Origin of the sequence: Mycobacterium kyogaense, assembly GCF_003254575.1 — a bacterium.
GTDB lineage: Bacteria > Actinomycetota > Actinomycetes > Mycobacteriales > Mycobacteriaceae > Mycobacterium > Mycobacterium kyogaense.
Map to the genome: position 1 here is coordinate 87,196 of NZ_QJUA01000006.1, position 14,985 is coordinate 102,180.

A 14,985-nucleotide genomic window follows, 5' to 3' on the forward strand; every position below is an offset into this window, starting at 1 on the left:
GACAGGAGAACCATGAGCACGGAACGAGGCAAGACGACGATCGCCGACACGGTGGTCGCGAAGATCGCAGGCCTGGCGGCGCGTGAGGTGACCGGCGTACACGCACTGGGCGGCAGCGCGACGCGCGCCGTCGGCGCGCTGCGCGATCGCATTCCCGGTGCCTCCGTCAACCACGCGCAGGGCGTGTCGGTGGAGGTCGGGGAGAAGCAGGCCGCGGTCGACGTCGACATCGTCGCCGAGTACGGCGTGTCCATCAACGATCTCGCGGCCGGTATCCGGCGTAACGTCATCGCCGCCCTCGAACGGATGACGGGCTTGGAGGTGGTCGAGGTGAACATCACGGTGCACGACGTGTACGTCGCAGACGATGACCGCGACGTCGACGCGAAGCGCACCTCCGACGAGCTGCGGGTCGTATGACCACCCGTGAAGCGGCCGACACCGTCGCCGACGCGGTGCTCGCCACCCCGGGGGTCGCCGGGCTGCATCCCGGAATGTTCGGTGAGGTCGGCACCTACCTGCCGGGGCGGCGGGTGGACGGTGTCCGGCTCGGCGACAACGACATCGACGTGCACCTGACCGTGCGGGAAGGGGCGCCGGTGCGCGAGACCGCCGCCGCGGTCCGCGAGGCGGTGGCCCGCGAGTTCCCCGGGCAGGCCGTCAACGTCACCGTCGAAGACGTCGTCGCAGTTGACTCCCCGGCAGTTGATGTGCCCGCGACCGACTGACGCTCACAGCGGGTGATCGCTGTCGGTGAGCACACCGTGATGACCCCTTCACACAGCAGAACACAGCGGCAATATGCGCTTTCTAGCGTGGCCGCATGGCAACTTCACGGGTTGTGGTCGTCGGCCACGGCATGGTCGCCCACCGGTTCGTCGAGGCGCTGCGGTCGCGCGACACCGAAAATCGCTGGCAGATCACGGTGCTGGCCGAGGAATTCGACGCCGCCTACGACCGGGTCGGTCTGACGGGCTACACCGACCACTGGGAGCGTCCGCGACTTGCGTTGTCGGGCAACACCTATGCCGGCGACGATCGGGTGGATCTGCGACTCGGGCACCGTGTGGTTGCGCTCGACTCGGCAGCGTCGACGGTGACCACGGTCGCCGGAGATCGGTTCGGCTATGACGCGCTGGTGCTGGCGACCGGTTCGTACGCCTTCGTGCCGCCGATACCGGGCCACGACCTGCCGCTCTGCCACGTCTACCGCACCCTCGACGATCTCGACGCGATCAAGACCTACGCGCAACGCGCAGTGGCAGCCCACTCCGATGACGCCGCCGGTGTCGTCATCGGAGGCGGGTTGCTCGGGCTGGAGGCGGCCAATGCCCTGCGCGGCTTCGGGATGACTCCGCACGTGGTCGAGATGGCGCCCCGGCTGATGGCCCAGCAACTCGACGAGGCCGGCGGAGCTCTGCTGGCCCGCATGATCGGCGAACTGGGCATCGCCGTGCACGTGGGAGTGGGTACCGAGCGCATCGAGTCAGCCGACTCGGGAGCGCGCGTCACGCTCAGCGACGGGACCGTCGTCAACGCCGGCGTGATCGTCTTCGCCGCCGGTGTCCGACCCCGTGACGAACTCGCTCGCGAGGCCGGATTGGCCATCGCCGAGCGGGGTGGCGTGCTGACCGACACATCCTGTGCGACTCGAGATCCCCGCATCTTCGCGATCGGCGAGGTCGCCGCGATCGAGGGTCGCTGCTATGGCCTGGTGGGGCCGGGATACACCAGCGCCGAGGTCGTCGCCGACCGATTGCTCGGTGGTGCAGCGGAATTCGGTACCGCGGACATGTCGACAAAGCTCAAGCTCCTCGGTGTCGATGTCGCGAGTTTCGGCGATGCGATGGGTGCCACACCAGGTTGCCTCGAAGTCGTGGTCAACGACGCGGTCGCGCAGACCTACGGCAAGCTGGTGCTCTCCGACGATGCGCGCACCCTGCTGGGCGGCATCCTGGTCGGCGATGCGTCGGCCTACGGTGTGTTGCGTCCCATGGTGGGCGAACAGCTGCCGGCCGACCCGATGTCCTTTCTCGCGCCGGCCGGAAGCGATTCGGGCGCAGCGTCTCTGGGTGTCGGTGCTCTACCCGAGACGGCGCAGATCTGCTCCTGCAACAACGTCGCCAAGGGCGACATCACCGAAGCGATCGGCTCGGGGTGCTGTGACGTCCCCGCGCTGAAGTCCTGCACCAAGGCGGGTACCTCGTGCGGATCGTGCGTGCCACTGCTCAAGCAGCTGCTCGAGGCGCAGGGGGTCGCGCAGTCGAAAGCGCTCTGCGAGCATTTCAGCCAGTCCCGGGCCGAGCTGTTCGAGATCATCAGTGCCACCGAGATCCGCACCTTCTCCGGGTTGGTCGACAGATTCGGCACCGGAAAAGGTTGCGACATCTGCAAACCCGTGGTGGCGTCGATCCTGGCGTCGACGAGCAGCGATCACATCCTCGACGGGGAGCAGGCGTCCCTGCAGGATTCGAACGACCACTTCCTGGCCAACATCCAGCGCAACGGCAGCTATTCGGTGGTGCCGCGCGTGCCCGGCGGTGACATCACCCCCGAGCACCTGATCCTGATCGGCGAGATCGCCCGCGATTTCGGGCTCTACACCAAGATCACCGGCGGTCAGCGCATCGACATGTTCGGCGCGCGGGTCGATCAGCTCCCCGAGATCTGGCGACGGTTGGTCGAGGGCGGCATGGAATCCGGACATGCTTACGGCAAGTCGCTGCGCACGGTCAAGAGTTGCGTCGGCAGTGACTGGTGCCGCTACGGGCAACAGGATTCGGTGCAGATGGCCATCAATCTGGAACTGCGCTACCGCGGCCTGCGCGCTCCCCACAAGATCAAGATGGGCGTGTCGGGATGCGCCCGCGAATGCGCGGAGGCGCGCGGCAAGGACGTCGGCGTCATCGCCACCGAAACCGGATGGAACCTCTACGTCGGCGGCAACGGCGGAATGACGCCGCGGCACGCCGAACTATTGGCGGGCGATCTCGACGACGAGACGCTGGTGCGCTACATCGACCGCTTCCTGATGTTCTACGTCCGCACCGCCGACCGCCTGCAACGCACGGCGCCGTGGGTGGAGGAAAAGGGGCTCGCGCACATCCGCGAGGTGGTGTGCGACGACTCTCTGGGTTTGGCATCCGAATTCGAGGCCGCGGTGGCCCGGCACATCGAGGGCTATGCGTGCGAATGGAAGGGTGTGCTCGACGACCCCGAGAAGCTGGCGCGCTTCGTCTCGTTCGTCAACGCGCCCGATACCGCGGACCCGACGATCACGTTCACACAGAGTGCGGGGCGCATGGTGCCGACCCCGCTCGGATTGCCGAAGGTGGTGCAGCGGTGACGATTCTCAGCGACATCGGCAGGGTCGGTGTCTGGACCACGGCCTGCCCCTACGACGTCCTGCTGCCCAACCGCGGCGTCGGGGTTCTGCTGCCCGACGGTTCGCAGGCCGCGCTGTTCCGCCTCGACGACGGCAGCCTGCACGCGGTCGGCAACATCGACCCGTTCACCGGCGCGGCGGTGATGTCGCGGGGCATCGTCGGCGATCGGGGTGGGCGCGTCACGGTGCAGTCGCCGCTGAAGAAGCAGGCGTTCGCCCTCGACGACGGGGTGTGCCTGGACGATCCGACTTACGAGCTGCCCGTGTATGCCACGCGGATCACCCCGGCCGGCGACGTCGAAGTGGGCTCACCACCCGCGGAATAGCATTCCCGGCTGCAGTTCAGGTGATTTCACAGCCATGGCTTCTCAATGGCGACGAACAAACTAGGGACTTTCGGCCCGCGACACCGCGCTGACAACTACCTACCGTCGTAGGCATGACGTATGTGATCGGTAGCGCGTGCAGGGACATCGTCGACAAATCCTGTGTGCAGGAGTGCCCCGCCGACTGCATCTACGAGGGCGCGCGGGCGATGTACATCAACCCCAACGAGTGCGTGGACTGCGGCGCGTGCCGGCTCGCGTGCCGCGTCGACGCCATCTACTACGAAACCGACCTGCCCGACGAGGAATTCGCGCACCTCGAGGACAATGCGGCGTTCTTCAGTGCGGTGCTGCCCGGCCGCGACGCCCCCATCGGGGACCCCGGTGGCGCGGCGGCACTGGGCCGGATCGGCGTCGACACCCCGCTGGTGGCTGCGCAGCCGCCGTCCCTGACAACTCACCCCTGACGGGCGAGGCTCGGCAGCCTGGCCCGGAGGAAGCGCTGGGCGATCAGCCGGGTGATGCCGGGGTGCCGGCCCAGCGGCTCGGTCACGACATCGGCGCCGCTGTTGCGCAGTCGATCCTGGAACAGCCCTTCGGACAACAGATATGACGCGACGACAACGCGTCGGCCGGGCTGGCGCAGAGCCGTGACAGCGTCGGCCACCCGAGGTTCTCCGGTCGCGGCGAACGCGAGTTCCACCCGCGTACCGATCGTCGCCGACACCCACGCCGCCGTGGTGTGCAGATCGCGCAGCGCGGCCGGATCCGAGGTGCCGGCGGCCGCGAGGATCACCGAATCATCGGCACGCCAGCCTGATTCGACGAGCCGCTCGACGACTACACGTACCAGCGCAGGATCCGGTCCCAGTGCGGGAGTCACGGTGACGGCAGGGTGGTCACTGGCGCCCACGTGCGCGGGAATGTCGGTGCTCACGTGGTAGCCGCGCGCAAGGAATGCCGGTACCAGCACGGCGGGCTCGTCGGCGTGGGCGTCGAGTACCTCGGTGGGCGTGGGTCCGATGACGTCGACGAACGCCACATGAACGGGGTTCTTCACCAGCTCCGACACCCGGGCGGCGAGGTCACCGATCAGCTCCACGCCCTGCGGCTTGCGGGTGCCGTGGGCCACCAGGACGTAACTCATGACGCGTACGCCTCGTCGACCGGCAGCCGGTAGCCGCGTTTGACCACGGTGGCCACCATCTTCTTGTCTCCCAATGCGGTTCGCAGTCGCAGGACCGCGGTTTCGACGGCGTGGGTGTCGGTGCCGCTGCCGGGAAGGGCGCGCAGCAGATCGGCTCGCGACACCACCGAGCCGGGGTGCTGGGCCAACGCGCGGATGGTGGCCATCGCCGCCGGTGACATCGCCTTGACGGCCCCGTCGACCAGCACACAGTTGCCCCGGATCTCGAGCAGGTGCCCGGCCACCCGGACGGTGCGGGCCTGCAGCATTGGTAGTTCGTCGGTGATGTGACGGGCCAACGCGCCCAATCGCATTCGTTCCGGTGCCGAGGTCGGTACCCCGAGGCGCACCAGCGGGCGGGCGGTCACCGGGCCGACACACATGGCGTGCACGCTGCCGCGCAGGGCGGCCAGCAGTTCGTCTTCGACGCCGAGCTCCTGGGCCCGCATCAACACCGAGGCCACCGCGGGTGCGGAGGTGAAGCTGACGGCGTCGAACTTCTCCTCGGCGATCCCGACGACGAGGGCGTCGAAGTCGCCGTGCCGCGGCGCCGGGTGCCAGCGGTACACGCGGATGGCCACCACGTCGGCGCCGGCGGCGCGCAGTTCGTCGAGGAATTCGGGGAACGGGTCCCAGTCGGCTGTCGCACCGTGCAGCTGCACGGCGATGCGGGCCCCGGCGATGCCGCCCTCGAGCAGGTAGTGCAGGACTTCGCGGGAGGATTCCGAATCCGGCGACCACTCCTCGGGCAGGCCGGCCGCCCGTAGCGCCCCGGTGGCTTTCGGGCCGCGGGACACCACGCGGGCCCTGCTCAGAGCCGCGGTGAGCTCGGGGGCCAGGCCCCAGCCGTCGGCCGCTGCCATCCAGCCGCGCAGTCCGATGCCCGTGGTGGCGACCACGATGTCGGGCGGTTCGTCGATGAGCGCCTGCGTGCGTTGGCGCAGCTCGTCATCGTCGGGCAGCGGCACCATCTCGATGGCGGCCGCGCTGGTGACGGTCGCGCCGCGGCGGGTCAGGAGGGCGGCGAGCTCGTCGGCGCGCCGTGCTGAGGTCACCGCGACTCGGAATCCGGTGAGCGGCGACCAGTCCGGCTCCTTCATGACCACTGTCTAAACAGGTCGTGTTTCGCGCCGGTTACTCCGTCGTTGCCGTGCGGTGTCACCGCCGGACAGGCCGTGAATTTATGCTCACCGCCGATGCGGGCTCCGTGTGAGGCCTCACCAGACGTCGCCGTCCCGCCAGTCGCAGGCGAGGTCGCCGGCCGCGTCGAGGTCGACGGACGAGGTCACCGGCAGGACGAAGACGCTGCTGTCGTCGTCCGGGGTGCGTACCAGGCCACTCGGGGTCAGCACCGATGTCGTGCCGGGCCACGGCGTCCAGCCCCGGCTCGAGTACAGCGGCCGCCCCAGGTCGCTGGTGCTCAGCGCGCCGATGACGTAGGCGCCGCGGATCACCTGCTCGGCGGCCTCCATCAGCGCGTGCGCCAACCCCTGACCGCGGTGGTCCTCCCGCACCGCCACTGCTTCGACGTAACCGCACCGCAGTGCCGTGTCGTGGTGGAGCAGCCGCCGCTGGACCACTGCGGCGTGGCCGACGATCGCCCCGCGCTGACAGATCACCGCGTGCATACCGCCCAGTGCATGCTCCCAGTCGGTGTCGGAGAACTCACCGTCGTATGCCTCGGTGAGCATCCGCCGGGCATCGGCGCGGAGGTCGTCGTCGAGATCGGAGGTGTGGACGAGGCGGGCACGCACACCTGCAGGTCTACCAGGCCAGGCCCTCGTCCGGTGGTGAGAACGGCGCCCTCGGGCGCGCCCAGTGCAGCCGTACCGTCTGGCCCGGCCGGGCCTGCGCGATGGCGTCGGCGTCGTCGTCGACGACGACGCCGATCACCGGGTAGCCGCCGGTGACAGGATGGTCGGGGCCGAGTATCACGGGAAAACCGTTGGGCGGCAATTGAATCGACCCACGCATCGCGCCTTCGCTGGGTAACTGGCGATCCGGCCAGCGGTACTCCAGCGGCATGCCGACCAGCCGGACACCCACGCGGTCGCTACGGTCGGTGACCTGCCAGTTGGTGCGTACGAGGACGTCGGGGTCGACGAACCAGTCGTCGCGGGGCCCGGGGACCACCCGGAGTTCGATGACGTCGTCGTCGAGTGCGGCGACCGGCGCCTGGTCGAGCTCGGGGAACTCGTCGGTGTGTTCGCCGACGCGCAGCACGTCCCCGGATGTCAGCGGGCGAGGTCCGATCGAGGAGAGTACGTCGTAGCTGCGTGATCCGAGTACGGGGTCGACGTCGAATCCGCCGCGCACCGCGAGGTAGGACCGCAGACCCGAGCGGGCCGGCCCCAGGGAGATCACCTCGCCCGCGCGAACGTGGTGAACACTGTTGGTGCCGAACGGGATTCCGTTGACCGCTGGATCGGCATCGGCGCCGGTCACCGCGACGGTGACATCGCCGCCGCACACCCGCGCGGTGAACCCGCCCAGCGTGACCTCGACGGTGGCCCGGTCGTCGGGGTTGGCCACCAGCCGGTTGGCCAACGTGTGGGAGCGCCGGTCGGCGGCCCCGGAGCGGGTCACCCCGAGGTGGGAAAGACCCGGTCTACCGAGATCCTCGACCAGGGCCAGTGGGCCCGGCTGCAGGATCTCCAGGGTCACCCCGGTCACGGCGTCACCGCCCGGAACTGCACCCAGCGCCCCGGTGTCAGCAGCGCGGGTTCGTCACGATCGATGTCCCACAGCATGGCGTCGGTTCGCCCGATGAGCTGCCAGCCACCGGGCGATTCCCTGGGGTAGACGCCGCTGAACGATCCCGCCAGCGCCACCGCACCGACGGGCACCTTGGTGCGGGGTTCGGCGCGCCGGGGGACTTCGAGTCGCTCGTCGCCGTCGAGCAGGTAGCCGAAACCCGGTGCGAATCCGCAGAATCCGACGCGCCAGGGCCGGCCTGTATGCGCGGCGACGACCTCGTCGACAGACAGTCCGGTCAGCCGGGCCACCTCGTCGAGGTCCGCTCCGTCGTAGACCACGTCGAGGACGACGGCCTGCCCGTCAGGGGGAGCGCTGGATTCGGCGACGGTGTCGGCGGTGGGCGCGACTCGGCCGATCCGCTGACGGGTCGGGGCCTGGTGGCTGGCGCCCGCCAGGATGATCAGGACGGTCTGGGCAGCGGGCACCAGGTCGACCACGCCAGGTAGCTCGGCCGCGCGCAGGGCCTCCGTCCAGGCCAGCACCTCGGCCGTCGTGCCGAATTCCAGGAGCAGCGCCCGATCGCCGTAATCGTGCACCGCGGCTGCTGTCACACCCATCTGCCAACGCTACCGTCGCGCGCACGGTTGAATGCACGAATGGGTGGGGGGTCGGCGCGCGCCGGCGCGCTGATGACGGTGACCGCCATGGTCTCGGTACAGCTGGGTATGGCGGTCGCGGTCAAACTGATCGACCACATCGGCTCCGACGGCACCGCGTGGCTGCGGCTGGCATGGGCGGGGTTGATCCTGCTCCTCTGGGTGCGGCCGCGCCCGTCGGCGTTCACCGCCAAGACCTTTGCCATGTGCGTGGTGCTCGGCGTGGTGAGTGCCGCGGTGTCGCTGTTCTTCATGGCCTCGCTGGACCGGTTGCCGCTCGGCACCGCGACCGCGCTGGAATTCCTTGGTCCGCTCACGGTCGCCGCCGCGCACGGCCGCGGTCTCGCGCGGGTGCTGTGGCCGGGGCTGGCCGCACTCGGGGTGATCCTGCTCAGCCAGCCCTTCAGCGGTGGCGTCGACCTCAAGGGCGTGATGCTGGCGCTCGCCGCGGGTGCGGCGTGGGCGCTCTACATCCTGCTGACCCAGAACGTCGGCGATCAGGTGGCGGGGGTGACCGGGTTGGCGGTGTCGATGCCCATCGCGGGCCTGGTGTCGACGTTCACCGTCAGCTCGACGGTGTTCGAGAGGATGACGTGGCAGGTGGTGCTCATCGGTCTGGGCATGGCGATCCTGCTGCCGGTGGTGCCGTTCGTGCTCGAGCTGCTGGCGCTGCGCCGGTTGACGACGGCGGCGTTCGGCACGCTGATGTGTCTGGAGCCGGCGCTGGCCTTCGTGGTCGGTTTCACGCTGCTGGATCAGGAGCTCGGCGTGTCCGCGATCATCGGCATCTTCGTGGTGGTGATCGCCGGGGTGGGTGCGGCGCGCAGCGGTGGCCGGCAGGCCGACATGCACATCGAAGTCGGTTAGCCCACCAGCTGATACGTGGGCTCTCGGCGCTTGATCACCGCGATGACCCGGTAGGTGATCGGCAGCATGACGACCTCGACCGCGGTCTTGTAGACCCAACCGAGCGCGGTGTAGACGGCGAAGTCTTTGAACGTCGAGATGCCGATGGCACTCGCGGCGATCGTGCAGAACACCAAGGTGTCGCCGAGCTGACCGACGAATGTCGACCCCACCAGCCGGGCCCACAGGTGCTTCTCCTTGGTGCGCTCCTTGATCGCCACCACCACCCAGGCGTTGAGCGTCTGGCCCACGATGAAGCCGGCGAGCCCGGCCACGATCAGCTGAGTGTAGGCGTGCACGACGTTCTCGAAGTGCTCCTGGTTGGTGTAGAAGTCCGCGGCGGGTAGGTAGATGGTCACCCAGAAGGCAAGGGCGGCAAGGATGTTCATCGCGAACCCGGCGAAAATGGCGCGCCGGGCGGCCTTGAACCCGTACACCTCGCTCAGCACGTCGCCGATCACATAGGTCAGCGGGAACACGATGAACCCGCCGTCGGTGATGATCGGTCCGAACGCGACGCCCTTGGTGGCGGTCACGTTGGAGATGATCACCAGTGCGGTGAACACCGCGACGAGGATCGGATAGTAGGCCGAGCCGACGCGCGCGAAGGTGGCGTGCTGTTCGGTGTGGGTCTCGGTCACCGGCCCATTAGATCAGCTCAGCGCGGTGGAGATCATCGGCGGGAGCTTGTCGATCACCACGGGATAGGACAGCACCGAGGCGTAGGCGATCGCACCGGCGAGTTCCTTGCCGGTGAACACGGTGTGCTTGCGGGTGGTCGCCCGCGACGCGGCGACGACGGGGTCGGCCACCAGCGCGGCCTGCTCCTCGTCGCTCTCGGTGGCCCAGATGACGACGTCAGCGGAGTCGAGCACCTGACCGAGCCGGTCCGGCGCGATGGTGCCGTCGGCATCGGCGAGGGTCAGGCCCATGTCGGTGAGGAACGCCCGTCGCCAGGCAGGGCCGGTGACCCGGGCGCCGCCGCCGTCCACCCGGCCGTCGAGCAGCAGCACCGTCTTGTTCGCGAACTCCGGGTGGTCGTCCTTGACCTTCTTCAGCGATGCGTCGATGTCCGCGACCATCTTCGTCATGTCGTCGTGATGGAAGGTGGCCTGTCCGATCAGCGCGGCCTGGTCGCGCCAGGGCTCGAAGAAGGCGCTGCGGCCGGACTGTGCGATGGTCGGCGCGATGGCCGTCAAGGCCTGGTAGGTGTCCTGGTCGAGGCCTGCGTTGGTCGCAACGATGAGGTCGGGCCGCGCCGCGGCGATCTGCTCGACCTGGACGCCGTCGGCCAGAGACAACACCGCCGGGGTGGCGCCGCCCAGTCGCGCCTGCGCCCAGGGCCAGACGCCGAAGGGCTCCCCGCCGAACCAGTCGGTGATCGCGACGGGCACCACGCCCAGCGCCAGCAGGTCGTCGGCGTCGTTGAGCCCCGCGCTGACGACGCGCGTCGGAGGTTTGGGAATCTTGGTCTCTCCGAAGGCGTGTGTCACGGTGACCGAACCGTCGGAGGCCACCGCACCCGGCTTCTCGGATCGACAGGCGGTCAGCATCGCCGCCACTGCCGTCAATGCCAGAACATTCCGCCGGGTCCACACTTCGGGCACCCGGCGAGAATATAGAGCCGACCCCGACGTCGCCGGACATTGCCGAGCTATGACGTCAGCGGTAGACCCTCGTCGAGGAAGTTCAGCCCCCTGCTGATCGCGGCCGGATCGATGGGGGTGTTGTGCAGCGCGGCCATCATGACCCCGGTCATCGCGCCGGCGGTGATGCGCAGGCGCGGGTCGTCGCCCGGGAGGTCGAGCCGGGTCGCGAGGGCGTCGGTGATCAGCTCGATGGTCTCGATATAGGTCATGTAGAGCGCGCCGTTGGCCTCCGGCAGCGTGTAGAGCAGCCGCTGGCGTGCCATCTCGTCGCGCCACACCGGTCCGTCCATGCCGGTGAACATCTGCTCGACGGCGTACCGGTAGGCCGCGATGGGAGAGAGTTCGGCGGGCGCCGCCAGGAACAGTTCGATGACCGGCTCAGTCAACTGATCGGGGATCAGCAGCGCGGCTTTGGTGGGGAAGTAGCGGAAGAAGGTGCGCGGCGAGATGTCGGCCGCCGCGGCGATCTGCTCGACGGTCGTGTTGGGGTAGCCGAGTTGCTCGAAGAGCCGAAAGGCGGCGCATCGCACCGCTTCGCGGGTCTGACGCTTCTTGCGTTCGCGAAGCCCCTCAGTGTGTTCTAGGGACATCCGTCGATTGTGGCGGCAGTCTTGAGCGCAGATCTGCGAATCGGATCAGCTGAGGACAAGTGTCACACTTAGCGCGATCATCACTGCCGCGATGGTCCCGTCGAGCACCTGCCACGTGCGCGGAGAGGCGAAGTAACCGCGCAGTCGCGTGGCCCCGAAGCCCAGCGCGGTGAACCAGACGGCGCTGGCCGTGACGGCACCGACCCCGAACAACCACCGCTGATCGCGATGCTCGTTCGCCAGGGTGCCGAGCAGGACCACGGTGTCGAGATACACGTGCGGGTTGAGGAAGGTCAGCGCGAGACAGGTGGCGAGGACACCGGCCAGGCGCGCCGGCCGGGCGTCGGCGGCGGTCAGCACGCCTGGGCGTAATGCGCGGCGCGCGGCGAGGAGCCCGTAGACGAGAAGGAATGCCGCGCCGCCATAGGTTGCGACGTCGACGAGTCGCGGGTGTGCGCTGACCAGTGCCCCGAAGCCCGCGATGCCGGCGGCGATGAGGACGAGATCCGACACCGTGCACACAGCGACGACCGGCAGGACGTGTTCACCGCGGATGCCCTGTCGAAGTACGAAGGCGTTCTGCGCGCCGATCGCGGCGATCAGCGCCATGGACGTGGCGAAGCCCGTCAGGAGAACCAGGGCGGCGGGGGACATGACGACGACGGTAGGCAGCCTGCGGGAGCAAGTACAGCTAAAGATTCTTCACGTCGTTCAATTTCCCTAATGGGTATCTGCACCGCCACGCGCACCTGCGCTGCCTCTGTGCTCCAGCCCCAGCCATGTCCAGTCACCCCGCACGACCCTCGCCCCACCGCGATGGCGGTAGAGCCACTCAGCGCTGGACGAACGCCCACTGTCCGGAGCGTGCGCTCTCCGCGATGGCCTCGCCGACGACGACCTGTTCGAAGCCGTCCTCGAATGTCGGATAACCCTCTGCTGGGCCGCCGTCGACGGCGGCGTACACCGCGCGGAACAGTGCCTTGAACGCATCCGGGTAGCCCTGGGCGTGGCCGGCCGGGTAGTCGCCGGTGGAACGCAGCTGGATCTGGTTGGGCTCGTCCCGATGCCCGATCCACAGGCGCTCGGGATCCTCGGTGTTCCAAGCCAGAGATTCCGAGGCGCCGCTGATCTCGAAGCTCAGATGGTTCTTGCGGCCCGGCGACACCTGCGACAGTGTCAGTACCCCGCGCGCGCCGCCCTCGAACCGCAGCAGCATTCCTGCCACGTCCTCTGTCGACATCTGCACTGGCTCAATCGGACCGGACGAGGAGGCGAACGTCTCCACCGCGCCGGTCGGTCGCTGACGAGTGGGCACTACCGTCGTCAGATCTGCCATCACGGCCTCAATCCGCTGACCCGTCACGTAGCTGACGAGATCGAGCCAATGCGAACCGATGTCGCCGACTGCGCGCAGCGGTCCTCCCACAGCGGGGTCGAGTCGCCAATTCCAGTCGGTGTCTTTCGACAGCCAATCCTGGAGATAGCTTCCGGTGATGAGGCGCACCTCGCCCGGGAACCGAGACGCTGCCTCCTGGCACAGCGGGTAGAACCGCGAAATGAAGCAGACAGCGTTGACGAGACCGAATTCGTCCGCGGCAGAGCAGAGTTGATGCGCCTGCGACGACGACAGGGCCAACGGCTTCTCGCAGACGACATGCTTGCCGGCCCGCAATGCGGCGAGCGCCTGCTCGAAGTGAAGATGGTTCGGCGAACAGACGTGTACGACGTCCGCGTCGCCCAGCATGTCGTCGAAGCTGCCGTAGGTGGGCGCGAAGTCGACGGTCCGCGATCCGACGACACCGCCGACGCAAATACCGAGCCGAGCGAGGGCCTCTGCGTGGGTGCGGGCCATGAAGCCCGTTCCGACGATGCCAGCTTTCATGAACGGAACAGAAACCTTTCCACCTTGCCCAGGCGCAGCACGATGGCGAACGCCAAGGCCACGACCGCGATGAAGAACGCGGACACCGCTCCGAGGGCGGGCGTGATCGCGCCCCGCAGACCGGAGTACACGAACACCGGCAGCGTCTGGTTGTCGATGTTGGTCAGCACCTGGCTGACGACGAAGTCGGTCATGCTCAGGACGAACACCACCAATGCGCCCGTGACGATGCCAGGCGCCAGCAGCGGCAGCCGCACGAACAGGAATTGTTCGACGGGATCTGCTCCCAGCGTGGCCGCGGCGGGCACCAGGTTGGGGTCGGTGTCCTCGATCGCTGCCAGCACCGTCCACAGCATGAAAGGGAAGCACGTCACCGCAACGGCTACGGCGACCGCGGTCAGGCTGCCGCGGACCCCGAGCCAGCCGTACAGGTCGAAATAGGCGAATGCCGTCACGATCGTCGGCGACGACAACCCCAGCGAGAGCAACACCGTGAAAAGCATCCTGCTGTAACGCCCCACATTTGGCAGCGCCAGCGCGGCCGGGACGCCGCAGACGACGTTGACGACCACGCTGATGCCCGCGACGAAAAGGCTGTTGCCCAGCGCCATCCACACGTCGGGGTTGCTGAACATGTCGGTGTACCAGTGCGTCGTGAAGCCTTGCGGCGGGAAAGTCAGCACCTCGCCGGACGACAGCGACGCCACGAGTACCAGCAGCGTCGGCGCCAACAGCGGGATCAGCGCCAGGCCGGTGATGACGGCGGTGACGCGGATGCGCTTCACCGGCCTCTCCTGGCCCGTCCGAGGAACAGGATGAGCGCAGTGCCGACGCTGAGGATGAGCAGCAGCAAGATGCCGATCGCGGCGCCCTGCGGTGGGTTGCCCAGCCCGAGGTAGCGGTCTTGCAGGAAGTTCGACACGAAATTCTTCAGGCCGCGGCCGAGGATGGCGGGGTCGGCGAACGCGGCCATCGTCAGCGCGAAGCAGGCGGCATAAGCGGCAATGATCCCGACTCGCAACTGCGGCAGCGTGATTCGTAGGAAGACGATGAACGGTGTGGCCCCGAGAGTGGCTGCAGCGGCGCCGAGTTCAGGGTTGACGCGCAGCACGGCGGGGAGCAGCACGACGACGGCAGCGGGCAGCAGGATCTGCACGATACCGATCCCGATGCCCCACAGGCCACCGACCAGGGATGCGCCGGTCATCCATTCGACGGGCCCGCCCGGCCCGATGGTCACGAGCAGGCCGAAGGTGCGGGTGATGTCTCCGGTGAGCATCGGCACGAACACTCCGATGAGGAGGGCGAGGCGCAGCCAACGCAACCGGATTCGGGTCAGTGTCAACGCATACGGGATGGCGATGGTGATCGCCACCAGAGGAACGAGCACAGCCATCACCAGCGATCGCGACAGCACGGTGTGGAACTGGGGGTCGGCGACGAGGTCACGGTACTGCGTGAAGGACAGGTCGCCCTCATCGGCGAGGAAGCTGTCGTACTCGCGGATGCTGCTCCACAGCAGCACGCCGAGTCCGGCGACCAGGGAGCCGGCCAGGATCAGTCCGGGTATCAGTGCGGCGATGCGTCCGACCCGCGCAGGCACAGCCTTGTAGACGGCTGTGCGCACGACGATGAGGCTGTCGATGATGCGGAACAGCGCAGGGGTGTCCTGGGAGTGCCACTTCTCGGAGACGTTGCGCGAGTGCAT

General features: G+C 68.2%; 18 protein-coding genes. 6 read left to right on the forward strand and 12 right to left on the reverse strand.

Features of this window, described 5'->3' with window-relative positions; genetic code table 11:
* Positions 1–12: 12 nt before the first annotated feature.
* The 5 genes from DMB80_RS06650 to fdxA all read left to right on the forward strand — a co-directional run bounded on the left by DMB80_RS06650 (position 13) and on the right by fdxA (position 4,178).
* Positions 13–420 carry an Asp23/Gls24 family envelope stress response protein gene (locus tag DMB80_RS06650; RefSeq protein WP_111509124.1) on the forward strand — a complete coding sequence of 136 codons (408 nt, stop codon included), beginning with the start codon at positions 13–15 and terminating at the stop codon, positions 418–420.
* Positions 417–728, forward strand: coding sequence for an Asp23/Gls24 family envelope stress response protein (locus DMB80_RS06655; RefSeq protein WP_111509125.1), 312 nt, complete (start codon positions 417–419; stop codon positions 726–728). Before DMB80_RS06650 ends, DMB80_RS06655 begins: the two co-directional genes overlap by 4 nt.
* A gap of 95 nt (positions 729–823) precedes the next feature.
* The gene (nirB, locus tag DMB80_RS06660) at positions 824–3,346 is read left to right on the forward strand and encodes a nitrite reductase large subunit NirB (RefSeq protein ID WP_111509126.1); all 2,523 of its coding nucleotides are present in this window, start codon (positions 824–826) and stop codon (positions 3,344–3,346) included.
* Positions 3,343–3,711 (forward strand): nitrite reductase small subunit NirD, encoded by a 369-nt coding sequence (gene nirD / locus DMB80_RS06665; RefSeq protein ID WP_111509127.1) that lies wholly within the window; start codon positions 3,343–3,345, stop codon positions 3,709–3,711. Before nirB ends, nirD begins: the two co-directional genes overlap by 4 nt.
* 113 nt (positions 3,712–3,824) lie before the next feature.
* The gene (fdxA, locus tag DMB80_RS06670) at positions 3,825–4,178 is read left to right on the forward strand and encodes a ferredoxin (protein WP_111509128.1); all 354 of its coding nucleotides are present in this window, start codon (positions 3,825–3,827) and stop codon (positions 4,176–4,178) included.
* Here fdxA and DMB80_RS06675 read toward each other — a convergent pair.
* The 5 genes from DMB80_RS06675 to DMB80_RS06695 all read right to left on the reverse strand — a co-directional run bounded on the left by DMB80_RS06675 (position 4,169) and on the right by DMB80_RS06695 (position 8,211).
* Positions 4,169–4,858 carry a sirohydrochlorin chelatase gene (locus DMB80_RS06675; RefSeq protein ID WP_111509129.1) on the reverse strand — a complete coding sequence of 230 codons (690 nt, stop codon included), beginning with the start codon at positions 4,856–4,858 and terminating at the stop codon, positions 4,169–4,171. The genes fdxA and DMB80_RS06675 overlap by 10 nt on opposite strands.
* Entirely contained in the window at positions 4,855–5,997 is a 1,143-nt protein-coding gene (locus tag DMB80_RS06680) for a uroporphyrinogen-III synthase (RefSeq protein ID WP_111509224.1), read from the reverse strand. Before DMB80_RS06680 ends, DMB80_RS06675 begins: the two co-directional genes overlap by 4 nt.
* A gap of 117 nt (positions 5,998–6,114) precedes the next feature.
* Positions 6,115–6,651: a GNAT family N-acetyltransferase gene (locus DMB80_RS06685; RefSeq protein WP_240431037.1), complete on the reverse strand. Its 537-nt coding sequence runs from the start codon at positions 6,649–6,651 to the stop codon at positions 6,115–6,117.
* 10 nt (positions 6,652–6,661) lie between these two features.
* A complete protein-coding gene (locus tag DMB80_RS06690) occupies positions 6,662–7,570 on the reverse strand; it encodes a 5-oxoprolinase/urea amidolyase family protein (protein ID WP_111509130.1) in 909 nt (302 codons plus the stop codon).
* Positions 7,567–8,211: a 5-oxoprolinase subunit B family protein gene (locus tag DMB80_RS06695; protein WP_111509131.1), complete on the reverse strand. Its 645-nt coding sequence runs from the start codon at positions 8,209–8,211 to the stop codon at positions 7,567–7,569. The genes DMB80_RS06690 and DMB80_RS06695 overlap by 4 nt, the downstream gene beginning before the upstream one ends.
* Positions 8,212–8,250: 39 nt before the next feature.
* Between DMB80_RS06695 and DMB80_RS06700 the strand changes: the two genes are divergently transcribed.
* The gene (locus DMB80_RS06700; RefSeq protein WP_111509132.1) at positions 8,251–9,117 is read left to right on the forward strand and encodes an EamA family transporter; all 867 of its coding nucleotides are present in this window, start codon (positions 8,251–8,253) and stop codon (positions 9,115–9,117) included.
* Here the strand turns inward: DMB80_RS06700 and DMB80_RS06705 are convergent.
* The 7 genes from DMB80_RS06705 to DMB80_RS06735 all read right to left on the reverse strand — a co-directional run bounded on the left by DMB80_RS06705 (position 9,114) and on the right by DMB80_RS06735 (position 14,985).
* Positions 9,114–9,797, reverse strand: a complete 684-nt coding sequence (locus tag DMB80_RS06705) for a queuosine precursor transporter (protein ID WP_111509133.1) — start codon at positions 9,795–9,797, stop codon at positions 9,114–9,116. The two genes, DMB80_RS06700 and DMB80_RS06705, sit on opposite strands and share 4 nt — an antisense overlap.
* 12 nt (positions 9,798–9,809) lie before the next feature.
* The gene (locus tag DMB80_RS06710) at positions 9,810–10,763 is read right to left on the reverse strand and encodes an ABC transporter substrate-binding protein (RefSeq protein ID WP_162938432.1); all 954 of its coding nucleotides are present in this window, start codon (positions 10,761–10,763) and stop codon (positions 9,810–9,812) included.
* Positions 10,764–10,810: 47 nt separating this feature from the next.
* Positions 10,811–11,395 carry a TetR family transcriptional regulator gene (locus DMB80_RS06715; protein ID WP_111509134.1) on the reverse strand — a complete coding sequence of 195 codons (585 nt, stop codon included), beginning with the start codon at positions 11,393–11,395 and terminating at the stop codon, positions 10,811–10,813.
* A 45-nt stretch (positions 11,396–11,440) separates the two neighbouring features.
* Positions 11,441–12,049: an L-lysine exporter gene (gene lysE, locus DMB80_RS06720; RefSeq protein ID WP_111509135.1), complete on the reverse strand. Its 609-nt coding sequence runs from the start codon at positions 12,047–12,049 to the stop codon at positions 11,441–11,443.
* A 178-nt stretch (positions 12,050–12,227) separates the two neighbouring features.
* On the reverse strand, positions 12,228–13,277 hold the full coding sequence (locus DMB80_RS06725; RefSeq protein WP_111509136.1) for a Gfo/Idh/MocA family protein: 1,050 nt from the start codon (positions 13,275–13,277) through the stop codon (positions 12,228–12,230).
* Positions 13,274–14,062 (reverse strand): ABC transporter permease, encoded by a 789-nt coding sequence (locus tag DMB80_RS06730; protein WP_111509137.1) that lies wholly within the window; start codon positions 14,060–14,062, stop codon positions 13,274–13,276. Before DMB80_RS06730 ends, DMB80_RS06725 begins: the two co-directional genes overlap by 4 nt.
* A complete protein-coding gene (locus DMB80_RS06735) occupies positions 14,059–14,985 on the reverse strand; it encodes a hypothetical protein (protein ID WP_111509138.1) in 927 nt (308 codons plus the stop codon). The genes DMB80_RS06730 and DMB80_RS06735 overlap by 4 nt, the downstream gene beginning before the upstream one ends.

Coding starts and splice junctions, on each gene's coding strand:
- DMB80_RS06650 (WP_111509124.1), top strand. CDS start 13: ATGAGCACGGAACGAGGCAAGACGACGATCGCCGACACGGTGGTCGCG.
- DMB80_RS06655 (WP_111509125.1), top strand. CDS start 417: ATGACCACCCGTGAAGCGGCCGACACCGTCGCCGACGCGGTGCTCGCC.
- nirB (WP_111509126.1), top strand. CDS start 824: ATGGCAACTTCACGGGTTGTGGTCGTCGGCCACGGCATGGTCGCCCAC.
- fdxA (WP_111509128.1), top strand. CDS start 3,825: ATGACGTATGTGATCGGTAGCGCGTGCAGGGACATCGTCGACAAATCC.
- DMB80_RS06675 (WP_111509129.1), bottom strand. CDS start 4,858: ATGAGTTACGTCCTGGTGGCCCACGGCACCCGCAAGCCGCAGGGCGTG.
- DMB80_RS06680 (WP_111509224.1), bottom strand. CDS start 5,997: ATGAAGGAGCCGGACTGGTCGCCGCTCACCGGATTCCGAGTCGCGGTG.
- DMB80_RS06695 (WP_111509131.1), bottom strand. CDS start 8,211: ATGGGTGTGACAGCAGCCGCGGTGCACGATTACGGCGATCGGGCGCTG.
- DMB80_RS06700 (WP_111509132.1), top strand. CDS start 8,251: ATGGGTGGGGGGTCGGCGCGCGCCGGCGCGCTGATGACGGTGACCGCC.
- DMB80_RS06715 (WP_111509134.1), bottom strand. CDS start 11,395: ATGTCCCTAGAACACACTGAGGGGCTTCGCGAACGCAAGAAGCGTCAG.
- lysE (WP_111509135.1), bottom strand. CDS start 12,049: ATGTCCCCCGCCGCCCTGGTTCTCCTGACGGGCTTCGCCACGTCCATG.
- DMB80_RS06725 (WP_111509136.1), bottom strand. CDS start 13,277: ATGAAAGCTGGCATCGTCGGAACGGGCTTCATGGCCCGCACCCACGCA.
- DMB80_RS06735 (WP_111509138.1), bottom strand. CDS start 14,985: ATGCACTCGCGCAACGTCTCCGAGAAGTGGCACTCCCAGGACACCCCT.